Origin of the sequence: Kitasatospora sp. NPDC005856, assembly GCF_040629945.1 — a bacterium.
Lineage (GTDB): Bacteria > Actinomycetota > Actinomycetes > Streptomycetales > Streptomycetaceae > Kitasatospora.
On sequence record NZ_JBEXWT010000041.1, the window covers coordinates 21,572 to 47,930 of the forward strand.

24 protein-coding genes and 1 pseudogene are annotated in these 26,359 nt (G+C 73.2%); 18 read left to right on the forward strand and 7 right to left on the reverse strand.

Annotated elements, in window-relative coordinates; all coding sequences use genetic code 11:
• Window positions 1-11: 11 nt before the first annotated feature.
• On the reverse strand, window positions 12-1,130 hold the full coding sequence (locus ABZ449_RS23805) for a peptidoglycan bridge formation glycyltransferase FemA/FemB family protein (RefSeq protein WP_360349262.1): 1,119 nt from the start codon (window positions 1,128-1,130) through the stop codon (window positions 12-14).
• A gap of 231 nt (window positions 1,131-1,361) precedes the next feature.
• The gene (locus ABZ449_RS23810) at window positions 1,362-1,661 is read right to left on the reverse strand and encodes a hypothetical protein (protein ID WP_360349265.1); all 300 of its coding nucleotides are present in this window, start codon (window positions 1,659-1,661) and stop codon (window positions 1,362-1,364) included.
• Window positions 1,662-1,982: 321 nt separating this feature from the next.
• On the opposite strand from ABZ449_RS23810, the gene rpsF reads away from it, so the two are divergent.
• From rpsF to rplI, 4 genes are all read left to right on the forward strand, one after another.
• Window positions 1,983-2,273: a 30S ribosomal protein S6 gene (gene rpsF / locus ABZ449_RS23815; protein ID WP_188298654.1), complete on the forward strand. Its 291-nt coding sequence runs from the start codon at window positions 1,983-1,985 to the stop codon at window positions 2,271-2,273.
• A gap of 96 nt (window positions 2,274-2,369) precedes the next feature.
• Window positions 2,370-2,975, forward strand: a complete 606-nt coding sequence (locus tag ABZ449_RS23820) for a single-stranded DNA-binding protein (RefSeq protein WP_360349268.1) — start codon at window positions 2,370-2,372, stop codon at window positions 2,973-2,975.
• Between the two features lie 79 nt (window positions 2,976-3,054).
• On the forward strand, window positions 3,055-3,291 hold the full coding sequence (gene rpsR / locus ABZ449_RS23825; RefSeq protein ID WP_030059640.1) for a 30S ribosomal protein S18: 237 nt from the start codon (window positions 3,055-3,057) through the stop codon (window positions 3,289-3,291).
• A gap of 17 nt (window positions 3,292-3,308) precedes the next feature.
• On the forward strand, window positions 3,309-3,758 hold the full coding sequence (gene rplI / locus ABZ449_RS23830; protein WP_360349271.1) for a 50S ribosomal protein L9: 450 nt from the start codon (window positions 3,309-3,311) through the stop codon (window positions 3,756-3,758).
• 141 nt (window positions 3,759-3,899) lie between these two features.
• Here rplI and ABZ449_RS23835 read toward each other — a convergent pair whose 3' ends face one another.
• Window positions 3,900-5,240, reverse strand: a complete 1,341-nt coding sequence (locus ABZ449_RS23835) for an MATE family efflux transporter (RefSeq protein WP_360349274.1) — start codon at window positions 5,238-5,240, stop codon at window positions 3,900-3,902.
• Window positions 5,241-5,817: 577 nt separating this feature from the next.
• Between ABZ449_RS23835 and dnaB the strand changes: the two genes are divergently transcribed.
• Window positions 5,818-7,308: a replicative DNA helicase gene (gene dnaB / locus ABZ449_RS23840; RefSeq protein WP_360349385.1), complete on the forward strand. Its 1,491-nt coding sequence runs from the start codon at window positions 5,818-5,820 to the stop codon at window positions 7,306-7,308.
• A 13-nt stretch (window positions 7,309-7,321) separates the two neighbouring features.
• On the opposite strand, the gene manA is transcribed toward dnaB, so the two are convergent.
• The gene (gene manA / locus ABZ449_RS23845) at window positions 7,322-8,578 is read right to left on the reverse strand and encodes a mannose-6-phosphate isomerase, class I (protein ID WP_360349276.1); all 1,257 of its coding nucleotides are present in this window, start codon (window positions 8,576-8,578) and stop codon (window positions 7,322-7,324) included.
• 322 nt (window positions 8,579-8,900) lie between these two features.
• On the opposite strand from manA, the gene ABZ449_RS23850 reads away from it, so the two are divergent.
• Window positions 8,901-9,668, forward strand: a complete 768-nt coding sequence (locus ABZ449_RS23850) for a polyprenol monophosphomannose synthase (RefSeq protein WP_360349279.1) — start codon at window positions 8,901-8,903, stop codon at window positions 9,666-9,668.
• 135 nt (window positions 9,669-9,803) lie between these two features.
• Here the strand turns inward: ABZ449_RS23850 and ABZ449_RS23855 are convergent, their stop codons facing one another.
• The gene (locus ABZ449_RS23855) at window positions 9,804-10,208 is read right to left on the reverse strand and encodes a helix-turn-helix domain-containing protein (RefSeq protein ID WP_360349282.1); all 405 of its coding nucleotides are present in this window, start codon (window positions 10,206-10,208) and stop codon (window positions 9,804-9,806) included.
• Between the two features lie 107 nt (window positions 10,209-10,315).
• Between ABZ449_RS23855 and ABZ449_RS23860 the strand changes: the two genes are divergently transcribed.
• The 10 genes and pseudogenes from ABZ449_RS23860 (at window position 10,316) to ABZ449_RS23905 (ending at window position 21,894) form a co-directional block, all read left to right on the forward strand.
• Window positions 10,316-10,963, forward strand: coding sequence for an NAD(P)H-dependent oxidoreductase (locus tag ABZ449_RS23860; protein ID WP_360349285.1), 648 nt, complete (start codon window positions 10,316-10,318; stop codon window positions 10,961-10,963).
• A gap of 109 nt (window positions 10,964-11,072) precedes the next feature.
• Window positions 11,073-12,110, forward strand: a complete 1,038-nt coding sequence (locus ABZ449_RS23865; RefSeq protein ID WP_360349288.1) for an MBL fold metallo-hydrolase — start codon at window positions 11,073-11,075, stop codon at window positions 12,108-12,110.
• 16 nt (window positions 12,111-12,126) lie between these two features.
• Window positions 12,127-13,068 (forward strand): annotated as a pseudogene (locus ABZ449_RS23870) (NTP transferase domain-containing protein).
• On the forward strand, window positions 13,065-14,273 hold the full coding sequence (locus ABZ449_RS23875; RefSeq protein WP_360349292.1) for a molybdopterin molybdotransferase MoeA: 1,209 nt from the start codon (window positions 13,065-13,067) through the stop codon (window positions 14,271-14,273). The pseudogene ABZ449_RS23870 and the gene ABZ449_RS23875 overlap by 4 nt, the downstream one beginning before the upstream one ends.
• A 52-nt stretch (window positions 14,274-14,325) precedes the next feature.
• Entirely contained in the window at window positions 14,326-15,387 is a 1,062-nt protein-coding gene (locus tag ABZ449_RS23880) for an NAD-binding protein (RefSeq protein WP_360349295.1), read from the forward strand.
• Window positions 15,388-15,429: 42 nt separating this feature from the next.
• Window positions 15,430-16,407 carry an NAD(P)H-quinone oxidoreductase gene (locus tag ABZ449_RS23885; RefSeq protein WP_360349297.1) on the forward strand — a complete coding sequence of 326 codons (978 nt, stop codon included), beginning with the start codon at window positions 15,430-15,432 and terminating at the stop codon, window positions 16,405-16,407.
• 269 nt (window positions 16,408-16,676) lie between these two features.
• On the forward strand, window positions 16,677-17,363 hold the full coding sequence (locus ABZ449_RS23890) for a hypothetical protein (RefSeq protein WP_360349300.1): 687 nt from the start codon (window positions 16,677-16,679) through the stop codon (window positions 17,361-17,363).
• Window positions 17,364-17,608: 245 nt separating this feature from the next.
• On the forward strand, window positions 17,609-18,223 hold the full coding sequence (locus ABZ449_RS23895; RefSeq protein WP_360349303.1) for a bacterial proteasome activator family protein: 615 nt from the start codon (window positions 17,609-17,611) through the stop codon (window positions 18,221-18,223).
• Window positions 18,224-18,566: 343 nt separating this feature from the next.
• The gene (locus ABZ449_RS23900) at window positions 18,567-20,069 is read left to right on the forward strand and encodes a protein kinase (RefSeq protein ID WP_360349305.1); all 1,503 of its coding nucleotides are present in this window, start codon (window positions 18,567-18,569) and stop codon (window positions 20,067-20,069) included.
• Window positions 20,070-20,181: 112 nt separating this feature from the next.
• Complete coding sequence (locus ABZ449_RS23905; RefSeq protein WP_360349308.1) at window positions 20,182-21,894, forward strand: protein kinase; 1,713 nt, start codon at window positions 20,182-20,184, stop codon at window positions 21,892-21,894.
• 69 nt (window positions 21,895-21,963) lie between these two features.
• Here ABZ449_RS23905 and ABZ449_RS23910 read toward each other — a convergent pair whose 3' ends face one another.
• Together ABZ449_RS23910 and ABZ449_RS23915 are read right to left on the reverse strand one after the other, a co-directional pair.
• A complete protein-coding gene (locus tag ABZ449_RS23910; RefSeq protein ID WP_360349311.1) occupies window positions 21,964-23,064 on the reverse strand; it encodes a phosphotransferase in 1,101 nt (366 codons plus the stop codon).
• A 65-nt stretch (window positions 23,065-23,129) separates the two neighbouring features.
• Window positions 23,130-23,789 carry a response regulator transcription factor gene (locus tag ABZ449_RS23915; protein WP_360349313.1) on the reverse strand — a complete coding sequence of 220 codons (660 nt, stop codon included), beginning with the start codon at window positions 23,787-23,789 and terminating at the stop codon, window positions 23,130-23,132.
• Between the two features lie 426 nt (window positions 23,790-24,215).
• Between ABZ449_RS23915 and pdhA the strand changes: the two genes are divergently transcribed.
• Entirely contained in the window at window positions 24,216-25,382 is a 1,167-nt protein-coding gene (gene pdhA, locus ABZ449_RS23920; protein WP_360349316.1) for a pyruvate dehydrogenase (acetyl-transferring) E1 component subunit alpha, read from the forward strand.
• Window positions 25,379-26,356, forward strand: coding sequence for an alpha-ketoacid dehydrogenase subunit beta (locus ABZ449_RS23925; RefSeq protein ID WP_360349388.1), 978 nt, complete (start codon window positions 25,379-25,381; stop codon window positions 26,354-26,356). Before pdhA ends, ABZ449_RS23925 begins: the two co-directional genes overlap by 4 nt.
• Window positions 26,357-26,359: the final 3 nt, after the last annotated feature.

A 26,359-nucleotide genomic window follows, 5' to 3' on the forward strand; every position in this document is an offset into this window, starting at 1 on the left:
GGTCAGCCTCCTCAGCGGCGGGACATGTAGAGGTCGAGGGCCTTGTGCAGCAGCTTGTTGAGCGGGAAGTCCCACTCGCCGAGGTACTCGGCCGCCTGGCCGCCGGTGCCGACCTTGAACTGGATCAGACCGAACAAGTGGTCGTCCTCGTCCAGGGTGTCACTGATGCCGCGCAGGTCGTACACCCCGCCGCCGAGGGCGTAGGAGTCGCGCATCATCCGCCACTGGATGGCGTTGGACGGCTTGACGTCGCGCTTGTGGTTGGCCGAGGCGCCGTAGGAGTACCAGACGTGCTCGCCGACCACCAGCATCGTGGTGGCGGCCAGCGGCTCGCCCTCGTGGTAGGCGATGTAGAGCCGCATGCGGTTCGGGTCCTCGGCCACCAGGGCCTTCCACATCCGCTGGAAGTAGGCCAGCGGGCGCGGGGTGAACTTGTCGCGCTCGGCGGTGACCAGGTAGAGCTGGTGGAAGATCGGCAGCTCGTCGTAGCCGCCCTGGACCACCTCGACGCCGTTCTTCTCGGCCTTCTTGATGTTGCGGCGCCAGAGCTGGTTGAAGCCCTTCTGGATGTCGTCCAGCGAGCGGTTGGCCAGCGGCACCTGGAAGACGTAGCGGGGCTGGACGTCGCCGAAGCCCGCGCCGCCGTCCTCGCCCTGGAGCCAGCCGGCCTTGCGCAGCCGGTCGGCCACCTCGAAGGCGCGCGCCTCGTACCAGTCGGCCTCGACGTCGCGCAGCCGCTTGGCCTGCTTGGCGGCGATGGCCTCCTTGATGGTGGGGGCGTTCCAGCGGCGGATGACCACCGGCGGGCCCATCTTCACGGAGAACGCGCCCTGCGACTTGAGGTGCGCCAGCATCGGGGAGAGCCAGCGGTCGAGGTCGCGGTCGAACCAGTCGATGACCGGGCCCTCGGGCAGGTAGGCGAGGTAGCGCTTGAGCTTGGGCAGCTGGCGGTAGAGGACCAGGCCGGCGCCGACGAGCTGGTTGGCGTCGTCGAACCAGCCGATCGACTCGGACCGCCACTCGGCCTTCACGTCACCCCACGACGGCACCTGCATGTGGCTGGCCGAGGCACGGCTCCTGATGAAGGCGAGGTGCTCCTCGCGGGTGATCGTCCTCAGGCGCAGGCTCATTGCTCGGTGCTCCTCGTCGGTCGGGCTGCGGTGGCCCCAGGTTCTCGGGCTGACCTTATCGTCCGGGGCTCGGGGGGCCGTCGTGGTGGGCACGACGGTGCCCCCGCCGGGTACCTGTCTCCTCTGCAGATACGCGACGGGGGCGGCGAGGGTTCCGGGCGGGCCCTGTGGGCTCGGTCCCAGCGGACGCGGACGCGGGTGCGGGTGCGGGGGAGGCGGCGGGGGAGGGGGTCAGCCCCAGAGGCCGCCGCGGGCGATGCCGAGGTAGAAGCCGAGCGCGGCGGCGCCGAGCGAGACCATCAGGACGAAGCGCTCGGCGGTGGTGACCGAGACGAACATGCCCCACAGGCCCGTGACGATGCCGAACAGGCCGGTCCACGAGGTCAGCAGGTGCAGGTTGTGGAAGAACGAGGTGGTGAACGCGATCACGCCCAGCAGGGCGGTGATGCCCACCAGGGTGTTCTCGCGGGGGTGCGGGTGGCCGTCGGTGTTCAGCGTGAGGGCGGGCATGCGGTGGACGGACTGGGCCATGGGTCCCACCTCCTGGCGTGGAGACGAACGGGCAGGGATCCCGTTCCGTCCAGATTGCGGTGCTTGGGGCCCTCTCACAACCCCTATGCGTTTTGTTCGGCCGTCCGGGTGCAGGTAGGCTGTGCCGTCTGCACTGGTGTAGTTGTGCCCCCTTTGCGCCCGCTTCCGGGTGACATCCACTTTCGGGTGGAGCGGGGGCCGACTGTCCGACCCGGCCGCTACGGTGGGCCGGAGTCGTCACTGCTCCGGTGCCGACGCTACGCACAACCCTCCTGCCACGGAGAGACCGTGGCCGCTGAGTCCAAAGGAGGTGGGTTACTCATGCGTCACTACGAGCTGATGGTCATCCTCGACCCCTCGGTCGAGGAGCGCGCTGTCTCCCCCCTGATCGAGAGCTTCCTCGCCGTCGTCCGCAACGCGGGTGGCAAGGTGGAGAAGGTCGACACCTGGGGTCGCCGCCGTCTGGCTTACGAGATCAACAAGCAGTCCGAGGGCATCTACTCGGTCATCGACCTCAAGGCCACGCCTGAGGTCGTCAAGGAGCTCGACCGCCAGCTGGGCCTGAGCGAGTCGGTTCTGCGGACCAAGGTCCTGCGCCCGGACACCCACTGAGCCACCTCTGAGGCCTTCGGGTCTCGGGTAGCTCGCGACCGCTGTTTCACGTGAAACAGCGGTGAACGGACATCTTCCCGAGAGGTCATCACCACCATGGCAGGCGAGACCGTCATCACCCTCGTCGGCAATCTCGTCGACGACCCGGAGCTGCGCTTCACCCCGTCGGGTGCGGCGGTCGCGAAGTTCCGCATCGCGTCCACCCCCCGCACCTTCGACCGTCAGACGAACGAGTGGAAGGACGGCGAGAGCCTCTTCCTCACGTGCAACGTCTGGCGTCAGCCGGCGGAGAACGTGGCCGAGTCGCTGCAGCGCGGCATGCGCGTCATCGTGCAGGGCCGACTGCGCCAGCGGTCTTACGAGACCAAGGAAGGCGAGAAGCGGACGGTCTTCGAGGTCGAGGTCGACGAGGTCGGTCCGAGCCTGCGCTCGGCGACCGCCAAGGTCACCCGGGCCAACCGGTCCGGCGGCCCCGGTGGCGGCTTCGGCGGCCAGCAGGGTGGCGGCCAGGGCGGTGGCGGCTGGGGCGGCGGCGGCGGCCAGCAGGGTGGCGGCAACTGGGGTGGAAACTCCGGTGGCGGCCAGTCCGGCCCCTCCGACGACCCCTGGGCCTCCAGCGCCCCGTCCGGTGGAAACCAGGGCGGCGGCTGGGGTGCCCCGTCCGGTGGTGGCGGCGGTTACTCGGAAGAGCCCCCGTTCTAAGAGCTGACAGATTTCGTGCGGCCCGGCGGTCGGCGTCCCCGGACGCCCGCCGGACCGTGAACCCCAAATGGAGCACACAATGGCGAAGCCGCCTGCTCGCAAGCCGAAGAAGAAGGTTTGCGTCTTCTGCAAGGACAAGGTCAACTACGTTGACTACAAGGACACGAACCTGCTGCGGAAGTACATCTCCGACCGCGGCAAGATCCGTGCCCGTCGGGTGACCGGCAACTGCACCCAGCACCAGCGTGACGTCGCCACGGCCGTGAAGAACAGCCGTGAGATGGCGCTGCTGCCCTACACCAGCACCGCGCGCTAAGAGAGGGTGACCAAGTAATGAAGATCATCCTCACTCACGAGGTGCCGGGTCTCGGCTCCGCCGGCGAGGTCGTCGAGGTCAAGGACGGCTACGGCCGCAACTACCTGGTCCCGCGTGGCTACGCCATCCGCTGGACCAAGGGTGGTCAGAAGGACGTCGACGCCATCCGTCGCGCCCGGAAGATCCACGAGATCCAGACCCTCGAGGCCGCCAACGAGGTCAAGGGTCAGCTCGAGGGCGTCCAGGTCAAGCTGGCCGTCCGCTCGGGCGACGCCGGCCGCCTGTTCGGCTCGGTGACCCAGGCCGACGTCGTCGAGGCCATCAAGGCCGCCGGCGGCCCGGCGGTGGACAAGCGCGCCGTCGCGATCGCCTCGCCGATCAAGACCGTGGGCTCCCACAAGGTCTCGGTCAAGCTGCACTCGGACGTCGTGGCCAACCTCGACGTCGCCGTCGTGGCTGCTGCCTGAGCTCCGTAGCGAAGGCCCGAGGGCCGGACTCCTCCGGGAGTCCGGCCCTCGGTCTTTTCCGGACGGGTTCCGGGCCGCTTCTCGGACGGCTTCCGGGCGGGATCCGGGTCGGACTCCCGCGGGGGCCCGACCCGAAACGTTTCAGCCGCGCACCGCTCCGGTGACCAGCCACTTGCCGCCGCGGGCGCGCCAGGCCAGGAAGCCGGCCCGCAGCAGCATGAACAGGTTCATCGCCCACCAGAGCCCGGCCAGTCCGGTGCCGGTGGCCGGGACGGCCAGGGCCACCGGGACGAACACCGCCAGGGTGGCGAGCCCGGCCCAGGCCAGGTAGGGACCGTCCCCGGCGCCCATCAGCACGCCGTCCAGCACGAAGACCAGGCCGGCCACCGGCTGGGTGAGCGCGAGCAGCAGCAGGGCGGTGTCCAGCTGGGCCCGGACGTCCGGATCGGGCGTGAACAGCGGGACGTACAGCGGGCGGGCGAGCACCACCAGCAGGCCGAGCACCAGCCCGGAGACGATGCCCCACTCGACCATCCGCCGGGTCGCGGCCCGGGCGCCGGGGGCGTCCGAGGCGCCCAGGTAGCGGCCGATGATGGCCTGGCCGGCGATCGCGATGGCGTCCAGCGCGAAGGCCAGGAAGTTGAACAGCGTCATGGTGATCTGGTGGGCGGCCACCTGGTCGTCGCCGAGCCGGGCGGCCACCGCGGTGGCGATCATCAGCACCGCGCGCAGGCTGATCGTCCGGACCAGCAGCGGGCCGCCGGCCCTGGCACCGGCCCGGATGCCCGCCCGGTCCGGCCGCAGCGAGGCCCCTTCCCGGCGGGCGCCGCGGACCACCACGACCAGGTAGGCGGCGGCCATCCCGGTCTGGGCGAGTACGGTGCCCCAGGCCGAACCGGCCACCCCGAGCCCGGCGCCGTACACCAGGCCGGCGTTCAGGCCGATGTTGGCGGCGAAGCCCGCCACGGCCACCACCAGCGGAGTGCGGGTGTCCTGGAGGCCGCGCAGCACCCCGGTGGCGGCCAGCACCATGAGCATCGCCGGGATGCCCAGGGAACTGATCCGCAGGTACGTCACGGCGTGCGGTGCGGCGGTCGCCGAGGCGCCCAGCGCGTCGGCCGCCCAGGGGGCCAGCAGCAGGGTGAGGAGCACCACCGGGACGGCCAGGCCCAGGGCGAGCCAGATGCCGTCGATGCCCTGCTGCACGGCGCCCCGGCGGTCCCCGGCGCCGATCCGGCGGGCGACGGCCGCGGTGGTGGCGTAGGCGAGGAAGACGAACACGCCGGTCGCGGTGGACAGTACGGCGGAGGCGACGCCGACCCCGGCCAGCTGGGGGGTGCCGAGGTGACCGACGATCGCCGAGTCGGCCATCAGGAAGAGCGGTTCGGCGACGAGGGCGCCGAAGGCCGGGACGGCCAGGGCGAGGATCTCCCGGTCGTGCCGGCGTCGCGAGGAGGCCGGGGTCGGCGGCGAAGCGGTCATGGGCTCCAGGCTACTCATCCACAGGTAATGGATGTAAGTGCCTGATGCCCATTACTCGAAATCTTGAGCGGTGCGGTTCGCCCGCTCTGTGCCCACAGCCGTTCGGAGGTGTGTGAAGAATTTCTCATGCACAGGCCCGGGATGAGGTAATCCCAGGTCAACAGGTTGACGGTGGATCGATCGTCCGGTTATCCACAGGGACGTCCACAGGGGTGTCCACAGCTTTGCGGCAGTTCTCCACAGGAGAGGGCCCGCCATCCACACCCCCTGTGGATAACCGCCTTGGCGCAAGGGCGTCCGGCGCTTTAGCGTGGGCCCTCCGCCCGACACTCCCGCCGCCCAGGCGTCCGATTTGTCGGAGCCGTGGCGTACAAAGAGGAGCGGAGCCCGCTCCACCAAGCCACCGGCAAGCCCGCTCCACTTCGCACCACTCGCTGATCGGGGAACACGCGTGACCGGCCCCCAGTACGACGACCACGACGCCCCGCCGCCGGAGGAGGACTGGCCGACCGCCGAGGACCCCTTCCCGGTCGGCGCCTACGACGACGGGCCCTTCCCGGAGGGCCCGGGGGACCGGCTGCCGGTCTCGCGCAGCCGCGGTGAGGGGCGTCAGGGCGGTGGCCGCGACGGCTTCCAGAAGGGTGGCTTCCAGAAGGACGGCTTCCAGAAGGGCGGCAAGGGCGGTCGGCCGGAGGGCGGCTGGCAGCGCCGGGACGAGGGCGACGGCGGTGGCGGGGCGGACGGCTTCGAGCGCGTCCCCCCGCAGGACCTGGACGCCGAGAAGTCCGTCCTCGGCGGCATGCTGCTCTCCAAGGACGCCATCGCCGACGTGGTCGAGGTGCTCAAGCCGGCCGACTACTACCGGCCCGCGCACGAGATGATCCACGGCGCGATCCTCGACCTCTACGCCCGCGGCGAGCCGGCCGACCCGATCACCGTGGCCGGTGAGCTGACCAAGCGCGGCGAGCTCCAGCGCGTCGGCGGCGCCTCCTACCTGCACACCCTGGTCAACTCCGTCCCGACCGCCGCCAACGCCGAGTACTACGCCCAGATCGTCAACGAGCGCGCCGTCCTGCGCCGGCTGGTCGAGGCGGGCACCCGGATCGCCGGCATGGGGTACGCGGCCGAGGGCGACGTGGACGAGATCGTCAACGCCGCCCAGGCGCAGATCTACGCCGTCACCGAGCAGCGCACCAACGAGGACTACGCGCCGCTCGCCGACATCATGGAGGGCGCCCTCGACGAGATCGAGGCGATCGGCTCCCGGCAGGGCCAGATGTCCGGCGTGCCGACCGGCTTCGCCGACTTCGACGCGCTCACCAACGGCCTCCACCCCGGCCAGATGATCGTCATCGCGGCCCGTCCCGCGATGGGCAAGTCCACCCTGGCGCTGGACTTCGCCCGGGCCTGCTCGATCCACAACAAGCTGCCGAGCGTGATCTTCTCGCTCGAAATGGGGCGCAACGAGATCGCCATGCGCCTGCTCTCCGCCGAGGCCCGGGTGGCGCTGCACCACATGCGCTCCGGGAACATGACGGACGACGACTGGACGCGCGTCGCCCGCCGGATGCCCGACGTCAGCGAGGCGCCGCTGTTCATCGACGACTCGCCGAACCTGTCGATGATGGAGATCCGCGCCAAGTGCCGCCGGCTGAAGCAGCGCAACGACATCAAGCTGATCGTCATCGACTACCTCCAGCTGATGCAGTCCGGCGGCTCCCGGCGGGCCGAGAACCGTCAGCAGGAGGTCTCGGACATGTCCCGTAACCTCAAGCTGCTGGCCAAGGAGCTGGAGGTCCCGGTCATCGCGCTGTCCCAGCTGAACCGTGGCCCCGAGCAGCGCACCGACAAGCGGCCGATGGTCTCGGACCTCCGCGAGTCCGGCTCGATCGAGCAGGACGCCGACATGGTCATCCTGCTGCACCGCGAGGACGCGTACGAGAAGGAGTCCCCGCGCGCGGGCGAGGCCGACCTGATCGTCGCCAAGCACCGTAACGGTCCGACCGCGACCATCACCGTGGCCTTCCAGGGCCACTACTCGCGGTTCGTCGACATGACCCGGGACTGAGCCCCGGGCGGGGTCAGACGGTGACGGTGGCGCGGAAGAGCGTGCTGCCGGTGCCGGTGCCGGTGCCGGTGCCGGAGAGGCGGATCGGGGTGCCGGTGGCGGGGAGGAAGGCGGACTGGCCGCGGGCCAGGTCCAGGACGGTGCCGTCGACGGCGGTCAGGCGGGCGCCACCCTCGGTGCAGAGCAGGATCTGCGGGGTGCGGCCGTCGATCTCGCACCCGGCGCCGTCGGTGCCGTCGCCGGTGCCGTCGTCGTCGCCGTCCAGGACGAAGCGGGAGAGCCGGAACTCGTCGATCGGGACGGGGTAGAGCTCCTCGCCCGGGGTGCCCGGGACGGGGGCCGGCTCCAGCACCTCGGGGGCGCCGGCCTCGAAGACCACGACCTCCAGCAGCTCCGGCACGTCGATGTGCTTGGGGGTGAGGCCGGCCCGCAGCACGTTGTCGGAGTTGGCCTGGAGCTCGACGCAGACACCGGACAGGTAGGCGTGCGGCACCCCGGCGCCCAGGTAGAGCGCCTGGCCGGCCCGCAGCCGGACGTGGTTGAGCAGCATGCCGGCGATCACGCCGCGGTCGTCCGGGAAGTCCTTGGCGATCCGCGCGTACGGGGCGTACTCCCCGTCCGGGTCGGTCGTCGCCAGCGCCTCGACGGTCCGCCGGACGGTCTCCCCGTCCAGGGCGAGGGCGGCGGTCAGGGCGCCGCGCAGCGCCGCGGACTCCCCCCCGGCCTTCGGCCGGGAGGTGCCCCCACCGGCGGCCAGCCACCCGATCACGGGGGCGAGCCCGGGCACCGCGAGTCCGGTCAGCAGCCGGGCCGCCCCGGCGGGCCGGCGGAAGCCGCACAGGCCCTCGAAATCGCCCAGCGCGCAGACCATTTCGGGCTTGTGGTTGGCGTCCCGGTAGTTGCGCTCGGGGGCGTCCGGCGGGATCCCGAGGGCGTTCTCGGCGGCGAAGCCGGCCCGGGCCTGGTCGAGGGTGGGGTGGGCCTGGATGGACAGCGGGATGCCCGCGGCCAGGACCTTGAAGAGGAACGGAAGGGTCGGGCCGAACCTGGCCACGCTCGCTGCGCCCAGCTCGCCCTCGGGGTCGGCCGCGATCAGCTCGTCCAGCCGGCGCGGGCCCTCGCCGCGGTCGGCGCGCGACGGGGCGCCGGGGTGGGCGCCCATCCACAGCTCGGCCTGCGGTTCGCCGGTCGGCCGCTGCCCGAGGAGCTCGGGCAGGGCGGTGAGCGACCCCCAGGCGTACGGGCGGACGGTGTTGACGAGCCTGTCCATGCGCGCGGTCCTACTCCTTCGCTGTCTGGCGGCTGTGCCGGATCGCCGGGGCGGGCCCGGCGGTGCGGGCGGTCCGGGCACGGGCAAGGGAATCGACCCTAGCCGAACGGTGTCACCCACGGGGAAACGGCGGGCGTCAGGTGGGAGTGCCACGGTCGGACCGGTGGTTCCCGGCGCGGTAGTAGGATGCCAGGACGCAGTAGCCTCCGCCCTGCGCGCAGTTCGCCACCGGGGTCCTCCCCGGCGGTTGCCGGCGGAGCCGCGTTCCAGAGTGCGGGCGCCGGTGCTCCGAGACACCCGCCATCGGCCGAGAGGTTTGTACGTGACCGTGAACCAGCAGAGTTTTGCTGATCTCGGCAAGGTCCTGGTGATCATCCCGACCTACAACGAGGCGGAGAACGTCGAGCGGATCGTCGGCCGGGTCCGTGCCGCCGTGCCCGAGGCGCACGTGCTGGTCGCCGACGACAACAGCCCCGACGGCACCGGCGAGCTGGCCGACAAGCTGGCCGTCGAGGACGAGCACGTCCACGTCATGCACCGCAAGGGCAAGGAAGGCCTGGGCGCCGCCTACCTCGCGGGCTTCCGCTGGGGCATCGACAACGGCTACGACGTCCTGGTCGAGATGGACGCGGACGGCTCGCACCAGCCCGAGGAGCTGGACCGGCTGCTGGGCGCGCTGCGCGGCGCCGACCTGGTGCTGGGCTCGCGCTGGGTGCCGGGCGGCCGGGTGGTGAACTGGCCGAAGTCGCGGCTGCTGCTCTCGCGCGGCGGCTCGACCTACTCGCGGCTGATGCTGGGCGTGCCGATCCGGGACGTCACCGGCGGCTACCGGGCGTTCCGCAAGGAGACCCTGCTGGGCCTGGGCATGGACGAGGTCGCCTCGGCCGGGTACTGCTTCCAGGTCGACCTGGCCTGGCGCACGGTGAAGGCCGGGTTCAAGGTCGCCGAGGTGCCGATCACCTTCGTCGAGCGCGAGCTCGGCGCGTCCAAGATGAGCCGCAGCATCGTGGTCGAGGCGCTGTGGCGGGTGACCACCTGGGGCGTCACCGACCGGCTGGCCCGGCTGCGCGGCGGTGCCCCGAAGCGCTGACCGACCTCCCCCGACGACACGGCCGAAGGGCCCGTCCACCGGAATCCCGGAATCCCGGAACCGGTGGGCGGGCCCTTCGGCATGTCCGGGGCCGGCGCAGCGGGGCCGGCGCGTCCGGAGGAGGTCCGGGGCCGTTCAGCAGCCGGCGTTCCTGAGCGCGGCCTCCGGCAGGTAGCGGTCGGCCCAGACGGCCAGTTCGGTGAGGGCGGGCTTGAGTGCGACGCCGCCCTCGGTGAGCCGGTAGCTGACCCGCAGCGGCGGGCCGGCGTCGACCTCGCGGACGACCAGCCCGGCCTCGGTCAGCTCGGTCAGCCGGTCGGAGAGCATCCGCTCGCTGATGCCCGGGACGGCGCGGCGCAGCTCGGAGAAGTACGCGGGGCCGCCGTTGTTGAGCACGCCCAGCAGCATGCCCGTCCAGCGCTTGCCGAGCAGGGTGAACACCCGGTTCAGGGCCAGGTCGACGCTGCGGCACGGGCCCGGGGCGCCGCAGGCGTCCGTGGCGGTCGGGACTCCGTCGGTCACTGCCTCGTGCTCGGCCATGGACCAAGCCTACTCGACCTGTCACTAGTAACTGCAGAAAAGTAAGCTGCTACCGTACTTGCAGTTGCAGCGAAAACGGCAGCTACTAATTATCTGGAGGCCTCGCCATGCCCACGCTCCTGCACCTCGACTCCTCCGCCGTCGCCGACGGATCCGTCTCCCGCGAGGTCACCGCCGCCTTCCGGGCCGCCTGGCAGGCCGAGCACCCCGAGGGGACGGTGATCTACCGCGACCTCGCCGCCGATCCGCTCCCGCACCTGGACGTCCACGGCATCACCGCCGGGTTCACCCCCGTCGGGGCCCGCAGCGCCGAGCAGGCCGCCGCCTACGCGCTGCGCGACGAGCTGATGGCCGAGCTGGAGACGGCCGACGCCGTGCTGATCGGCAGCCCGATGTACAACTTCACGGTCCCGTCGTCCCTCAAGGCCTGGCTGGACCAGGTGATCCTGGTCGGCCGCACCGCCGGCGAGGCGCCCTCCGCCAAGGGCACCCCGGTCACCGTGGTCGCCGCCCGCGGCGGCTCGTACGCCCCCGGCGCCCCCCGCGAGCCCTTCGAGTTCGTCACCACCTACCTGGAGAAGGTGCTGACTGGCATGCTCGGGCTGGAGGTCGACTTCATCGTCCCGGAGTTCACCCTGGCGGGCACCGTGCCGGCGATGGCCGACTTCATCCCCAAGGCCGCCGAGTCCAAGGCGCAGGCCCTGGAGCAGGCCGCCCGACGGGGCAAGGAGCAGGCCGTCCGCAGCGCGGTGTGACGTGGAGCGGAGGCGCGCCCCGTCGGGCGCGCCTTCCGCGCATTCGGCCGCCGGTGCTCCCATGCTGTAGGGCGCAGGACATCCGACCGCCGACCAGAGGGAGCAGCCCGTGACGACGTCCCCGCCCGAGGAGAGCGCCGGCGCGGAGCGTGCCCAGGCCGGGCCGGCCCCCTCCGGTGGGCCCGCCGGGGCCACCGGGCCGGCCGCGGGTGCCGAGCCGCCGGAGCCCGGGCAGCCGGCCCGGCCGCTGGAGGTCGCCGTCTTCACCGGCCCCGAGTCGGCCTTCTTCGCCACCTCCACGCTGATCCTCGGCGAGCGGACCGCGATCCTGGTGGACGCCCAGCTGACCCGCAGCGCCGGGCGCGAGCTGGCCGAGTGGGTCGCCGGCAAGGGCAGACGGCTGCTCGCCGTCGTGGTCACCCACCAGCACCCGGACCACTACTTCGGTGCCGAGGAGGTGCTGCGGCTCTTCCCCGACGCCCAGCTGCTGGCCGCCCCCGCGGTGGTCGAGGGCATCCGGCGCACCGTCGCCGCCAAGGTCGCGCAGTGGAAGCCGGTGTACGGCGACGACATCCCGGACCACCCGCTGATCCCCGCCCCGCTGCTGCCGCAGCCGCTGATGCTGGACCGCCAGGTGATCCCCGTGCTGCTGCTCGGCCAGGCCGACTGCGGGGACTCCACGGTCGTCCACGTGCCGAGCATCCGCACGGTGATCGCCGGGGACTTCGTCCACAACGGCACCCACGTCTGGACCGCCGACACCACCCCGGCCCAGCGCACCACCTGGGGGCACAACCTCGGCCGGATCGCCGACCTCGGCGCGGACCGGGTGATCGCCGGCCACCGGGCCCCGGACCAGGGCGACGACGCCGCCCGGGTGCTGGCCTTCACCGGCGAGTACCTCCAGGACTTCGACCGGCTGCTGGCCGAGCACCCGGACGACCCGGAGGCGCTGGTCACGGCGATGAACGAGCGGTACGGGGAACTGACCCTGCCGTCCTTCCTGGAGCTGGGCGCGGCGGCCAACACCGCCCGCGCGGCCGGGGCCGCCGCCACCCCCGGCACGGAGCCGGAGGAGGGGCCGGAGCAGACGGAACGGTCGGAGCAGCCGGAACGGCCCGAGGACGGCGCGACCGCGGCGGAGTAGGGCGGATACTGGCCGCATGACGCCGTACGACGTGATCGTTCCGGCCGGCGGGGCCGCCCGACGCCTCGGCGGGGCCGACAAACCAGGGCTGACGGTGGGCGAGACCACCCTGTTGGACCGGGTGCTCGCCGCCTGCGCGGGCGCCGGTACCGCCGTCGTGGTCGGCCCGGCCCGGCCGACCGCGCTCGGCGGCGTCCACTGGACCAGGGAGCAGCCGCCCGGCGGCGGGCCGGTGGCCGCCGTCGCGGCCGGGCTCGACCTGGTCACCGCGGACATCGTGCTGCTGCTCGCCGCCGACCTGCCCTTCCTGGACCGGCGGACGGTGGAACGGCTGGCCGCCGCCCTCGACGGGGCCGGCCCGTCCGCGGACGCCGCCGTGCTGGTCGACGCAGGCGGCCGCGACCAGCCGCTCGCCGCCGCCTACCGCACCGGCCCGCTGCGCGCCGCGCTGGCCGCCGTCGGCGATCCGGCCGACCAGCCGCTGCGCCGCCTGGTCGGCGGGCTGGCCCGGCTGCGGGTCGCCGACACCGACGACGTCGCCTACGACTGCGACACCTGGGAGGACCTGGAGCAGGCCCGGGAGCGCGACCGGAGCTGACCCTCACCGGTCCCGCCACCGGCGTGTGAGCGAAACGACGCGCCCCGAACACGGGGCGAACACCTCGGCGAACCACTGATCGGGCAGCATGGGCGCATGGAGCGCACGCTGGATGACTGGATCGCCGAGGTCAAGGCCGACCTGGGCATCGACCTGGACGTCGACGTCCGTGGTCTGCTCGACACGGCCCGGGTGGTCGCGCACGGAGTGGACCGGCCGGCCGCGCCGCTGACCGCCTTCCTGATCGGCTACGCGGCCGCCCAGCGGGGCGGCGGGGCCGAGGCCGTCGCGGAGGCGGCCCGGCGGACCGAGGCCCTCGTCGAGGGCTGGGGCGCCGCCGACCGTCCGGGCGAGCCGTGAACGCGGTCGGACAGACCACCGTGGCCGCACCGTCCACCGGCCCCGGCGTGCTGAGCTGGCCCCGGGCCCGCGAGACCGCGCGCCGGGCCGGACGGCAGCCGCTGCCCGGGGTCCCGGTCCCGCTGGCCGAGGCGCTCGGCCGCACCCTCGCCGAGCCGCTCGGCGCGCTGACCGACCTGCCCGCCTTCGACACCTCCGCGATGGACGGCTGGGCGGTCGCCGGTCCCGGCCCGTGGCGGGTCACCGGCCGGGTGCTGGCCGGACGGACCGAACCGGCCCCGCTGGCCGACGGCACCGCGGTGGAGATCGCCACCGGCGCCCAACTCCCGCCCGGCGCCACCGCCGTACTGCGCCGCGAGCACGGGCGGACGGACGGCGCGCTGCTGCACGACCGCGGCCCGCAGCCGCTGACCACCGGTCAGGACGTCCGCCCGCGCGGCCAGGAGTGCCGCCACGGCGAGGAGTTGCTGCCGTCCGGCGTCCCGGTCGGGCCGGCCGTGCTCGGCCTGGCCGCCGCCAGCGGCCATGACCGGCTGTCGGTCCACCGCCGCCCGGAGGTCCAACTGCTGGTCCTGGGCGATGAGTTGCTCACCGCCGGGGTGCCCGGGCCGGGCCTGGTCCGGGACGCGCTCGGGCCGCTGCTGCCGCCCTGGCTGCGGGCCGCCGGCGCGGATCCGGCCGAAGTCGGGTACGTCCGGGACGACTTCGGGCTGCTCCGGGACGCGCTGCGGCACTCCACCGCCGACCTCGTGGTCACCACCGGCGGAACGGCCGCCGGGCCGGTCGACTTCCTGCACCGGGCGCTCGCCGACGTCGGCGGCCGGCTGTTGGTGGACGGCGTCGCCGTCCGGCCCGGCCACCCCATGCTGCTGGCCGAACTCCCGGGCGGGCGCCACCTGGTGGGCCTGCCGGGCAACCCGCTGGCCGCCGTCGCCGGGATGGTCACCCTCGTCCTGCCGCTGCTGCACGCCCGCAGCGGCCGCACCGTCGGCGCCCCCGCCCTCGCCCCGGCCGCGGCGGCCCTGCCCGGGCACCGGACGGACACCCGGCTCCAGCCGGTCCGGCGGACCGCCGAGGGCGTCCTGCCGCTGGCCTTCGACGGGCCGGCGATGCTGCGCGGGCTGGCCCGGGCCGAGGCGCTGGCCGTGGTGCCGCCCGGCGGACTGGCGGCGGGGGAGCCGGCCGAACTCCTGGAGGTGCCGTGAGCGAGCGGAGCGAGGGAACGATCGAGAGCCGCGCGTTCGGCGAGGTGGGCGCATGAGCCGGATCCGACGCAACCTGGCACCGGGGACGGAGCCGTGGGCGGACGCCGGGATCGTGCTGCCCGCCCGGAGGGCCGCGCCCGCCGTCCGGCAGGTCGGCTCCCGGCTGCTGCTGGCGCTCGCCGTCCTGGTCGCCACCTCGTTCATCGTCTACCTCGACCGGGCCGGCTACCACGACAACGCCGGTGGCGAGCTCAGCTTCCTGGACGCGGCGTACTACGCCACGGTGACGCTCTCCACCACCGGGTACGGCGACATCACCCCGTTCAGCGACAGCGCCCGGCTCACCAACATCTTCGTGATCACCCCGCTGCGCGTGGTGTTCCTGATCATCCTGGTCGGCACCACCCTGGAGGTGCTCACCGAACGGACCCGCCTGCAATGGCGGTTGAACCGCTGGAGGTCCACCGTGCGCGAGCACACCGTCGTCATCGGCTACGGGACGAAGGGCCGCAGCGCCGTCGACACCCTGCTCGGACAGGGGGTGAAGAAGGAGGAGATCGTCGTCGTCGACCCGCAGCGCAAGGTGATCGACCACGCCGCCCAGCACGGCCTGGTCGGGGTGGTCGGCGACGCCACCCGCACCGACACCCTGGTGCGCGCCGGGCTGCCCACCGCCGCGCGGGTGGTGGTCGCGCCGGAGCGGGACGACACCGCCGTGCTGATCACGCTGACGGCCCGGCAGCTGAACAAGGCCGCCACCGTGGTCGCCGCCGTCCGGGAGGACGAGAACGCGCCGCTGCTGCGGCAGAGCGGCGCCGACGTCGTGGTGACCAGCTCCAGTTCGGCCGGCCGGCTGCTCGGGCTGTCGATGCTCAGCCCGCACGCCGGGGCGGTGATGGAGGACCTGCTGACGTACGGCAACGGGCTGGACGTGGTGGAGCGGCCGGTCACCCGGGCCGAGGCCGGGCACAGCCCGCGCGAGTGCGCGGACCTGGTGGTCGCGGTGGTCCGGGGCCGACGGGTGCTCAACTACACCGAGCCGGAGGCCGCCGTGCTCCAGCTCACCGACCGGGTGATCGTCATCAAGTCCAGCGAAGTCGCGCAGCCCGGCTGAGCCGCGGCGTGGAACCGCCGAGGGCCGCAGTAGGTTCGGGACATGCATGCGATGACGATTCCCGAACCCGGTGGTCCCGAGGCACTGGTCTGGGCCGAGGTGCCCGACCCGGTGCCCGCCGAGGGCGAGGTCCTGGTCGAGGTGGCGGCCACCGCCGTCAACCGCGCCGACCTGCTCCAGCGGCAGGGCTTCTACAACCCGCCGCCCGGCGCCTCGCCCTACCCGGGGCTGGAGTGCGCCGGGCGGATCGTCGCGCTCGGGCCCGGGGTGGCCGGCTGGGCGGTCGGCGACGAGGTGTGCGCGCTGCTGGCCGGCGGCGGCTACGCCCAGCGGGTCGCGGTGCCGACCGGGCAGCTGCTGCCGCTGCCCGCGGGGCTGTCCGTCGAGCAGGCCGCGGCGCTGCCCGAGGTCGCCTGCACGGTGTGGTCCAACGTCTTCCTCACCGCGCACCTGCGGCCCGGCGAGACGGTGCTGCTGCACGGTGGCGCGAGCGGGATCGGGACCATGGCGATCCAGCTGGCCAAGGCGATCGGCGCGCGGGTCGCGGTCACCGCGGGCAGCTCGGAGAAGCTGGCGCGGTGCGCCGAGCTGGGCGCGGACATCCTGATCGACTACCGCGAGCAGGACTTCGTCGAGGCGCTCCGCGAAGCCACCGACGGGGCCGGGGCGGACGTGATCCTGGACATCATGGGGGCCGGGTACCTCCAGCGGAACGTGGACGCGCTGGCGGTCAACGGGCGGCTGGTGATCATCGGACTCCAGGGCGGGGTGAAGGGCGAGCTCGACCTCAACGCGCTGCTGCGCAAGCGCGGCGCGGTGATCGCCACCAACCTGCGCGGGCGGCCGTTGGCGGAGAAGGCGGCGATCGTGGCGGCGGTGCGGGAGCACGTGTGGCCGCTGGTCGAGTCCGGTGTGGTGAAGCCGGTGGTGGACCGGGTGCTGCCGCTGGCCGACGTGGCCGAGGCGCACCGGGTGCTGGAGCGCGGGGAGCAGGTCGGAAAGGTCGTGCTGCGGGCCTGAGAAGGGGCGGGGTCCCGGCGGCGGCCCGGTGGTGGGGGACGGCGGAAGGGTGAGAAATTGCCCGAAATGCCGTAGCGGTCGGCGCGTGCGACTCTGGTCCGGAGCAGTCCCGCCGCCGATCCCGCCCCCGGGCGCCGTCGGCCGTCGGAAGGACTCCGACCGTGGCCGCATCACCGCACGCATCCCTCGGGCCGCTGCCCGTGGCGCCGCACCACCGTCGTACTTCCCGCCGTTGCCCGGGCCGTGCCCAGCGGTTGTTGGCGGCGGTCGTGCTGGGGCTCACGCTCCCGTTGGCCGCCGCCTCGGCGGCGGTGGCGCTGCCCTCGTCGGCGACGCTGCCCTCGCTGGAGGCCGCTCCCTCGCTGGAGGCCGCTCCCGCGCCGGAGGCGGCGGCGAGCGCCGGACAGGGCGACGAACCGGGCACCTCCGGGCCGGCGGCCTCGCTCCGGCGGCGTCCGGCGCCGCGCCCGCATCCGGACGGTGACGTCCCGTGGGCCCACCGGCACCACCCGGCCTCGCTGCCCGAGCGGTCCGAGCGGTCCGACGCCGGCGTGGAGCGGGCCCCCGAGCAGAAGCCCGGGCAGGCGCCGGACCGGACCGCGGACCAGGCCGTCGAGCAGGTGCCGGAGGAAGCCCCCGACCAGGCCGTCGAGCAGGGCCCGGAGCAGGGCGTGGAGGCCGGGCTGTCGCAGGCCGACGGGGAGGCAGCGGACGGCGAGGCCCCGGGCGATGCGGCCGTCCCGGCCCCGGACGCCCCGGACGCCCCGGACGCCGCGGACACCGCGGACACCGCCATGGCGGCCGCAGGACAGCCGGTCGCGGCCGTCGCCGCCGTGCCCGCGATCTTCCCCACCCACTGGCAGGACGCCTCCACGACCCAGCTGCCGCTGGGCGTCGGCCTGGGACTGATCGGCTGCGGCCTGGGTCTGGTCGGCCTGCGGCTGCGCAAGGGCTGAGGCCCGCGCGATCCCGCGGCGCGCCCGGTGCGGGGCCGGGATTCCGGCGGGTGCGGGGCGGCGCCCCGGCGCGGGCGGGGCCGGGGCGCGGTCGGCGGGCGGTTCGCTGGCGGGCCGCGGGAACTGAGTATCCGTACGGATTCCCGCGCAGCGGCCGGGGGCGTACCGTCGTCATGGGTGGCGCAGGACGGCGGGACGACCGGGGGCTTCCGCCCGACCAACCCCAGTGAGAGAGAATGTTGTTCATGACGAATCCGATGAACGAGCGCCCGTCGCAGGAGCCCTTCCGGGCCGCCGGCGGGCAGTCGCAGGACGGCCAGAAGGTGCTGATCGTCGGACCGGACGGGCTGCCCGTGGGCCAGGGGTTCGCCGGCGCGGCCGGAGGCGGGGACGACGAGGGCGACGTGCCGCGTGAGCTCCCGGTGACCGAGATGGTCGAGCAGCCCGCCAAGGTCATGCGCATCGGCAGCATGATCAAGCAGCTGCTGGAGGAGGTCCGGGCGGCGCCCCTCGACGAGGCGAGCCGGGTTCGGCTGAAGGACATCCACGCGAGCTCGATCAAGGAGCTCGAACTGGGACTGGCCCCGGAGCTGGTCGCCGAGCTGGAGCGGCTGTCGCTGCCCTTCACCGACGACACCATCCCGACCGAGGCCGAGCTGCGGATCGCCCAGGCCCAGTTGGTCGGCTGGCTGGAGGGCCTGTTCCACGGCATCCAGACCGCCCTGTTCGCGCAGCAGATGGCGGCGCGGGCCCAGCTGGAGCAGATGCGCCGGGCCCTGCCGCCCGGTCTGCACGGCGGCGAGTCGGACGAGGACGAGCCGGGCGCGGGCCGCGGCATCCGCTCCGGCCCCTACCTGTAGCCGCACCCGGCGGGTACCCACCGGTGCCCGCCGGAAGGTGCGTCCGGTCCGTCCGGTCCGCCCGGTCCGCCACCGGACCACCGCCGGACCACCGCCGGACCGGACGTACCGCGACGATCCTCGCCGGCCCGGGGCCATCGGGACCCGGGCCGGCGGCGCGGGGCCCGTCCCGGCCCTGAACCGATCACCGTCGTCGCGAGCCGATACCCTGGCCCCTGTCGCCGGCCGGTGGAACCGCCGCGGCAGGGGCCCGCCAGGCCCGCGGGCCGGGCGCATCACGCACGGACGAGACCGAACGTCAGGCGGCGGCGAGCACGGCCGCGCCGAGGGGGAGCAGAGGACCATGAGCGAGCACGGCAACGCGGCGGTCGAGGGCTTCTCCCTGGGCAACGGCCGCTATGTGCTGCAGCGGCTGCTGGGCGAGGGCGGCATGGCCTCCGTGCACCTCGCCCACGACCGGGTGCTGGACCGGCAGGTCGCGCTGAAGAGCATGCACAGCGAGCTGGGCCGGGACGACTCGTTCAAGGAGCGGTTCCGCCGCGAGGCCCAGGCCGTGGCCCGGCTGGAGCACCCCAACATCGTCACGGTGTACGACAGCGGCGAGGACGTCGCCGCGGACGGCTCCAGCACGCCGTACATCGTCATGCAGCTGATCGACGGCCAGGGCCTGCGCGAGGCGATCAACGAGGCGATCAGCCAGTACGGCGCGATGCCGGCCGAGGAGGCCCTGAGGGTCACCGTCGGCGTGCTGAACGCGCTGGAGGCCTCGCACGACATGGGCCTGGTGCACCGCGACATCAAGCCCGGCAACGTCATGTTCGACCGCAAGGGCAACGTCAAGGTCATGGACTTCGGCATCGCCCGTGCGCTGGAATCCGGCGTCACGTCGATGACCCAGACCGGCATGGTGGTCGGCACCCCGCAGTACCTCTCGCCCGAGCAGGCGCTCGGCAAGCCGGTGGACGCCCGCTCCGACCTGTACTCGGTCGGCGTGATGCTCTTCGAGATGGTCACCGGGCAGCTGGTCTTCGACGGCGACTCGGCGTTCTCGATCGCCTACAAGCACGTCCAGGAGGAGCCGCCGGCCCCCTCCACCCTCAACCGCTCGATCACCCCCGAGGTGGACGCCTTCGTCGCCCAGGCGCTGCGCAAGGACCCGGCGCACCGGTTCCAGAGCGCGGCGGCGATGCGGGACGAGGCGGAGCGGCTGATCGAGGCCGCCAAGGGCGGCGGCAACGGGCAGCGGCTGCAGGCCAGCACCCCGCTGGTGATCAACGAGGGTCCGCGCTCGGTGCACGCCGCCCCGCAGGCGCCGCACAACCCGCAGGCCCCGCACAACCCGCAGGCCCCGCACAACCCGCAGGCGCCGCACAACCCGCAGACGCCCCCGCCGCAGTACCTCCAGCAGGGCGCGCCGCAGCAGTACCGGACCCCGCCGCCGGCGTACCCGACGCCGCAGCCGCAGACCCCGCACCCCTTCCCGCAGCAGTACCAGACCCCGCCGCCGGCCTTCCAGCCGCCGCGGCCGCAGGCCCCGCACACCCCGCACCCGCAGTACCTCCAGCCGGGGGTGCCGCAGGCGCACACCCCGCCGCCGCAGCCGATGCCGGTGCCGCAGCCGATGCCGCCGTACCAGCAGCCGAAGGCGCCCACCAGTGGCGGCGGCTGCTCGACGGCCGTGGTCGTGATCGGGATCATCGTCGGCGTGCTGGTGCTCGCGGGCATCATCATCGCCATCGTGGTCAACAAGGCCGACGAGAAGACCGGCGGCAAGTACAGCCACGGGCAGCGTCCCGCCGACGTGCTGGTCGTCGACCTCCCCGCCGATCGGAATGGCCTGCTCTGACGGGTTCCGGCCGGTTCGGGGGTGCCGCGTCCGTCCGCCGGAAGCGGTAGCGTTCGGGGATACGTAAGCGACAGGGCACCGCGATCCGAGCGAACGCCCGGGGCGAGGAGCGATGGCACAGACGCAGCAGCCGGACGACGACGCGGGTGTCCGAGCGGTCGGCCGGACCGGCGGAACCCCGAGGATTCCCGAGCCCGGCGGCGAGGCCCCGACCTCGGCGCTGCCGCCGTTCGGCGGCCCGCAGACGCCGGGCCGCGGCACCTCCGTGCCGCTGAGCACCGTCGGTGACGGCCGCTACCGGCTGACCCACCGGCTCGGCCGCGGTGGCATGGCCGAGGTGTTCGCCGCCGAGGACGTGCGGCTCGGCCGCACCGTCGCGGTCAAGCTGCTGCGCGGCGAGCTGGCCCAGGACGACGTCGCCCGGCTGCGCTTCACCCGCGAGGCACACGCCGTCGCGGCGCTCAACCACCACTCGATCGTCTCGGTCTATGACACCGGCGAGGAGTACGCCGGGGACGAGTCCACGCCGTACATCGTGATGGAGCTGGTCGAGGGCCGCACCGTGCGCGAGCTGCTGGCGGACGAGGAGGCGCCGCCGGTCGACCAGGCGCTGATCATCATCGCCGGGGTGCTGGAGGCGCTCGCCTACAGCCACCGCAACGGCATCGTCCACCGCGACATCAAGCCCGCCAACGTGATCATCACCAACACCGGCGCGGTCAAGGTGATGGACTTCGGCATCGCCCGGGCGCTGACCGGCGGGGCGAGCACGATGACCCAGACCGGCATGGTCATGGGCACCCCGCAGTACCTCTCGCCCGAGCAGGCGCTCGGCAAGCCGGTCGACCACCGCTCGGACCTGTACGCGGCCGGCTGCATGCTCTACGAACTGCTCACGCTGCGCCCGCCGTTCACCGGTGACACCCCGCTCTCGGTGGTCTACCAGCACGTCCAGGACCCGCCGGTTCCGCCCTCGCAGGCCAACGGCCGGGTGCCGGTCGGGCTCGACCCGCTGGTGCTGCGCTCGCTCGCCAAGAACCCGGACGACCGCTTCCAGGACGCCGACGAGTTCCGCGCCCACGTGCAGCACGCGCTGCGCGAGATGCACGGCGCGGGCGGGCCCGGCTGGGCCGGTGCGACCGCCGGCGACACCGGCGCGACCCAGGTGCTCCGGCCGGACCAGGCCGCGGCCACCGCGGCCTTCGGCGCGGTGCGCCCCGGCGACCAGACCTCCGTGCTGCCGTACCCGACGGGCGGCCCGCACACCCCCTCCTCGCCCTACCCGGCGGTCGGCGGCCCGTACGGCGGCGAGGTCGCGGGCGGGGACGACGACGGCGGCCGGCGGCGCGGGCCGTGGGCCTGGGTGGCCGGGGCGATCGCCGTGCTGGTCGCGGCCAGCGCGGGCATCGCCTTCGCGCTCAGCGGCCACGACAAGGTCGACCCGACGGTGTCCCCGTCGCAGCCCCCGGCGGTCACCAGCAGCGACACTCCCGTGCCGTCCCAGAGCGGTCTGACGCCGCCTCCCACCTCGGCCTCCAGCAGCAAGAAGCCGCAGCAGCCGACCGACCCCAACAGCGGCGGCTACAACACCGGGAACTCCGGCAACAACATGTCGCCGTCGCCGAGTACGGGCAGGCACTCGTCGACCCCGACGGCGACCGGATCCCCGAGCCACACCCAGACGTCCAGCTCGTCGGCGCCCTCGACGGGCGGCGCGACGCCCGGTGGCGGGGGCGGCAACACGCAGGCGCCCAACCCTCTGCCGACCAAGACGGTCCCGCAGACGCCCCCGCCGGCCACGCAGCCCGCGGGGGGCGGGAACTGACCGGAGGGGAAACCGGCGGACGGGCCGACCGGCTTCGGTCGGCCCGTCCGCCGTGGTCGGTCGGCCCGGTCAGTTGACGAAGGCGTCCAGGACCTGCTCGTACTCCTGGCACCACCACGCCAGCTGTCCCGCGGAGGCGGGGTAGAGCTGGTCGGCCCGCTGGTCGGCCCGCTGGTAGCGCCACTGCAGCATCCAGAAGTCGTTCAGCCGCTCCCACCAGACCCGGTGGACGGCGGCGGCGAGGTGTTCGGCGGTGGCCGCGCCGGAGGCCCGGTAGGCCTGGGAGTAGCGGCGGACCCGGACCAGGTCGAGGACGCCGGACGAGCGGTCGTTGAAGAGCAGCGTGGCGGCCCGGACGGCCTCCTCCGCGCGTGGCTGCGGGCCGAGCTTGTCCCAGTCCAGGACGGCCGCCACCCGGCCGCCCAGCGGGCCGTCGTCGTACAGCAGGTTGAGGCCGTGGAAGTCTCCGTGGGTCCAGCCGGTGGGTGGCGCGGACGCCGGGTCGGGGCGGCGGTGGGCGTGCTCGGCGAGCAGTTCCAGCCGTTCCGTGAGCCGTTCCACCACCAGGGCGTCCAGCTCCCCGGCCGGGTGGTGCTCGCGGGCGCGGCGCCGCAGGTCGCGGGCGAGGACGGCGCTGTCGACGGCGTCGGCGCTCTGGTAGCCGGAGGGTTGGTCGAGGGGGGCGCAGACGTCGTCGAGCGCGCCGTGCAGACGGCCGAGCAGCGCGCCGAGCGCGTCGCACCGCGATGGTTCGAGCTCGTCGCCGTGCCGGTGCCGGCCCTCGACCCAGGGGAACAGCGCGAACAGCCGGCCGCCCCACGAGGCCACCGTGCCGGACCGTTCGGCGCAGGCCAGCGGGGGTGCGACGGGCAGTCCGAGGGTGTTCAGGGCGGCCATCGCGCGGTGGTGGGCGACGATCTTCGCACGGCCGGCGGTGGCGGAGTCGACGTAGCACTTCAGGAAGTACGGACCGGCCTCGGTGGTGACCAGGTACCCCCGGTTCAGCAGGCCCTCGGCGACCGGTTCGGCGGACAGCAGCCGCCCTGTCCGGTAGCGGGCCAGTACCTCGGCGAGCGCGCCCAGTGGGACGGGTGGGCTGAGGGTCCCCATCGGCGGTGCGGAGAGGTCGGGGCGGGCCGGTGCGCAGGCGAGGGTCTGGCTGAAAGTCACGTGGAGAGGTTAGGGCCCCTTTGCGGGGGCCCTTGACAAACCGTCAGTTCTGTGAAGCCGTCCGGTCAGTACTGGTGGTCGGCCTGGTGCCGCGCCACGAAGGCGGCCGCCTGGGTGCGCCGCTCCATGCCCATCTTGGCGAGCAGACTCGAGACGTAGTTCTTCACCGTCTTCTCGGCCAGGTGCAACTCGTTGCCGATCTGACGATTTGTCATACCTTCGCCGATCAGATCGAGGATTCGCCGCTCCTGCCTGGTGAGCTGGGCGAGCCGTTCGTCCTCCTTCTCGCCGCCGTCGCGCAGCCGGGCGAGCACCCTGCTGGTGGCGACCGGGTCGAGCAGCGAGCGGCCGGCCGCGACGTCCCGGACGGCGGTGATCAGGTCGGTGCCGCGGATCGCCTTCAGCACGTAGCCGGAGGCGCCGGCCATGATCGAGTCGAACAGCGCCTCGTCGTCCGAGAACGAGGTCAGCATCAGGCACTTGATCTCCGGCAGCTTGGACCGGATCTCGCGGCAGACCTCGACCCCGTTGCCGTCCGGCAGCCGGACGTCGAGCACCGCCACGTCCGGGTGGACCGCCGGGATCCGGGTGAGCGCCTCGGCGGCCGTGCCGGCCTCGCCGACCACCTCGATGTCGTCCTCGACCGAGAGCAGATCGTGCACGCCCCGCCGGACGACCTCGTGATCGTCGAGCAGGAATACCCTGATTTGTCCGTTATCAGTCACGTCCAAAGCCTCCCATAACACCGTACGAAAGACCTATCACCCGGACCCCGCTACCGACGCGATCCGGCCAGGTCCGTCCGAAACCGATACCGAGAACCCCCTTACGCACGGGCTTCCGCCCGGATAACGTGCGCTGGTGTCCTGAAGGCGCTCGAATTGAGAGCTGCGTCACGCCGACCGTCACCCCCACCCTTCCGACGGCGAGCCGAACGCGGCACCCTCGGGGTTGTAGGCCCTGAACAAGTAGGACGTCCTAGCGCAAGCGCGTCGAGGGCGGACGCTGGGTAACGTTCTCGTGAGGGACGCCGTCGGAACAGGATCACCACCTGCCCCGCAGTGGGAGCGCACACCCACGCGCGCCCCGCGAGGCGGTGACCGGACCGGTCACCGGCGACCCCGGGCGGCCGGACAGACCGAGGAGTGAACGTGACCGTCAAAAGCACGGCGAGGGCTCGCAAGAAGGCGGCCCCCGGCGTCCCTGACACCCTCCGCGCCAAGGGCAAGGCGAGCAAGGACGCCGCCCAGCCGGAACTCGTCCAGCTGCTCACGCCGGAAGGCGAGCGGGTCGAGCACCCGGACTACCCCCTCACCACCACTCCCGAGGAGCTGCGCGCCCTCTACCGCGACCTGGTGCTGGTGCGCCGGTTCGACGGCGAGGCCACCGCGCTCCAGCGCCAGGGCGAGCTGGGCCTGTGGGCCTCGCTGCTCGGCCAGGAGGCCGCCCAGGTCGGCTCCGGCCGTGCCATGCGCCCCGGCGACTACGCCTTCCCCACCTACCGTGAGCACGGCGTCGCCTGGTGCCGCGACGTCGACCCGCTGAACCTGCTCGGCATGTTCCGCGGCGTGAACCACGGCGGGTGGGACCCGAACGAGAAGAACTTCCACCTGTACACCATCGTGATCGGCGCGCAGGCCCTGCACGCCACCGGTTACGCGATGGGCATCAGCAAGGACGGCGCCGACGACGCGGTGATCGCGTACTTCGGCGACGGCGCCTCCAGCCAGGGCGACGTCAACGAGGCCTTCACCTTCGCCTCGGTCTACAACTCGCCGGTGGTCTTCTTCTGCCAGAACAACCAGTGGGCGATCTCCGAGCCCACCACCACCCAGACCAGGATCCCGCTGTACCGCCGCGCCTCCGGCTTCGGCTTCCCGGGCGTCCGGGTCGACGGCAACGACGTGCTGGCCTGCCTGGCGGTCACCCGCTGGGCGCTCGACCACGCCCGCAGCGGCAACGGCCCGGTGCTGATCGAGGCCTTCACCTACCGGATGGGTGCCCACACCACGTCCGACGACCCCACCCGCTACCGGCACGCCGAGGAGACCGAGGCCTGGAAGGCCAAGGACCCGATCACCCGGCTCCGCGCCCACCTGGAGCAGGAGGGTCTGGCCGACGAGGAGTTCTTCGCCGCGGTCGACGCCGAGAGCGAGCAGCTGGGTCTGCGGGTGCGCGAGGGCGTGCGCGGCATGCCGGACCCGGACCCGACCCTGATCTTCGACCACGTGTACAGCGAACCGCACGCGCTGGTCGATGAGGAACGGGCCGAGTACGTCGAGTACGCGGCCTCCTTCGAGGCGGGGGAGAACCACTGATGGCCGGTCAGCTGAGCATCGCGAAGGCGCTGAACGGAGCGCTGCGCAAGTCGCTGGAGAACGACCCGAAGACCGTCCTGATGGGCGAGGACATCGGCAAGCTCGGCGGCGTCTTCCGGATCACCGACGGCCTCCAGAAGGACTTCGGCGAGGACCGGGTGATCGACACCCCGCTCGCCGAGTCCGGCATTATGGGCACCGCGATCGGTCTGGCGCTGCGCGGCTACCGCCCCGTCGTGGAGATCCAGTTCGACGGCTTCGTCTACCCCGCCTTCGACCAGATCGTCTCCCAGCTGGCCAAGATGCACGCCCGCGCGCTGGGCCACGTCAAGCTGCCGGTCACCGTGCGCATCCCCTACGCGGGTGGCATCGGCGCGGTCGAGCACCACAGCGAGTCGCACGAGGCGTACTTCGCGCACACCGCCGGTCTGCGCGTGGTCACCCCGTCCAGCGCGCACGACGCGCACTGGATGCTGCGGCAGTCGATCGAGTCCGACGACCCGGTCATCTTCCTGGAGCCCAAGCGCCGTTACTGGGACAAGGGCGAGGTCGGCGACGCCGCGGACCTCGGCCTGCACGACGCCCGGATCGTCCGGCCCGGCACCGACGCGACGCTGATCGCGTACGGCCCGATGGTCAAGCTCTGCCTGGAGGCCGCCGCGGCCGCCGAGGAGGACGGCCGCCGGCTGGAGGTCGTCGACCTGCGCTCGCTCTCCCCGGTGGACTTCGCCGCCCTGGAGGAGTCGGTCAAGCGCACCGGTCGGGCCGTCGTGGTGCACGAGGCACCGGTCTTCATGGGCATGGGCGCCGAGCTGGCCGCCCGGCTCACCGAGAAGTGCTTCTACCACCTGGAGGCGCCGGTCCTGCGGGTCGGCGGCTACCACGCGCCGTACCCGCCGTCCCGGGTCGAGGAGGCCTTCCTGCCCGACTTGGACCGCGTGCTCGACGCCGTCGACCGCGCGTTCGCGTACTGATCC

What these genes read in the sequence shown, in the direction of transcription:
- ABZ449_RS23805 (WP_360349262.1), bottom strand. Translation starts at nt 1,130, where the DNA reads ATGAGCCTGCGCCTGAGGACGATCACCCGCGAGGAGCACCTCGCCTTC.
- ABZ449_RS23810 (WP_360349265.1), bottom strand. Translation starts at nt 1,661, where the DNA reads ATGGCCCAGTCCGTCCACCGCATGCCCGCCCTCACGCTGAACACCGAC.
- rpsF (WP_188298654.1), top strand. Translation starts at nt 1,983, where the DNA reads ATGCGTCACTACGAGCTGATGGTCATCCTCGACCCCTCGGTCGAGGAG.
- ABZ449_RS23820 (WP_360349268.1), top strand. Translation starts at nt 2,370, where the DNA reads ATGGCAGGCGAGACCGTCATCACCCTCGTCGGCAATCTCGTCGACGAC.
- rpsR (WP_030059640.1), top strand. Translation starts at nt 3,055, where the DNA reads ATGGCGAAGCCGCCTGCTCGCAAGCCGAAGAAGAAGGTTTGCGTCTTC.
- rplI (WP_360349271.1), top strand. Translation starts at nt 3,309, where the DNA reads ATGAAGATCATCCTCACTCACGAGGTGCCGGGTCTCGGCTCCGCCGGC.
- ABZ449_RS23835 (WP_360349274.1), bottom strand. Translation starts at nt 5,240, where the DNA reads ATGACCGCTTCGCCGCCGACCCCGGCCTCCTCGCGACGCCGGCACGAC.
- manA (WP_360349276.1), bottom strand. Translation starts at nt 8,578, where the DNA reads ATGGACAGGCTCGTCAACACCGTCCGCCCGTACGCCTGGGGGTCGCTC.
- ABZ449_RS23855 (WP_360349282.1), bottom strand. Translation starts at nt 10,208, where the DNA reads ATGGCCGAGCACGAGGCAGTGACCGACGGAGTCCCGACCGCCACGGAC.
- ABZ449_RS23860 (WP_360349285.1), top strand. Translation starts at nt 10,316, where the DNA reads ATGCCCACGCTCCTGCACCTCGACTCCTCCGCCGTCGCCGACGGATCC.
- ABZ449_RS23880 (WP_360349295.1), top strand. Translation starts at nt 14,326, where the DNA reads ATGAGCCGGATCCGACGCAACCTGGCACCGGGGACGGAGCCGTGGGCG.
- ABZ449_RS23885 (WP_360349297.1), top strand. Translation starts at nt 15,430, where the DNA reads ATGCATGCGATGACGATTCCCGAACCCGGTGGTCCCGAGGCACTGGTC.
- ABZ449_RS23895 (WP_360349303.1), top strand. Translation starts at nt 17,609, where the DNA reads ATGACGAATCCGATGAACGAGCGCCCGTCGCAGGAGCCCTTCCGGGCC.
- ABZ449_RS23900 (WP_360349305.1), top strand. Translation starts at nt 18,567, where the DNA reads ATGAGCGAGCACGGCAACGCGGCGGTCGAGGGCTTCTCCCTGGGCAAC.
- ABZ449_RS23905 (WP_360349308.1), top strand. Translation starts at nt 20,182, where the DNA reads ATGGCACAGACGCAGCAGCCGGACGACGACGCGGGTGTCCGAGCGGTC.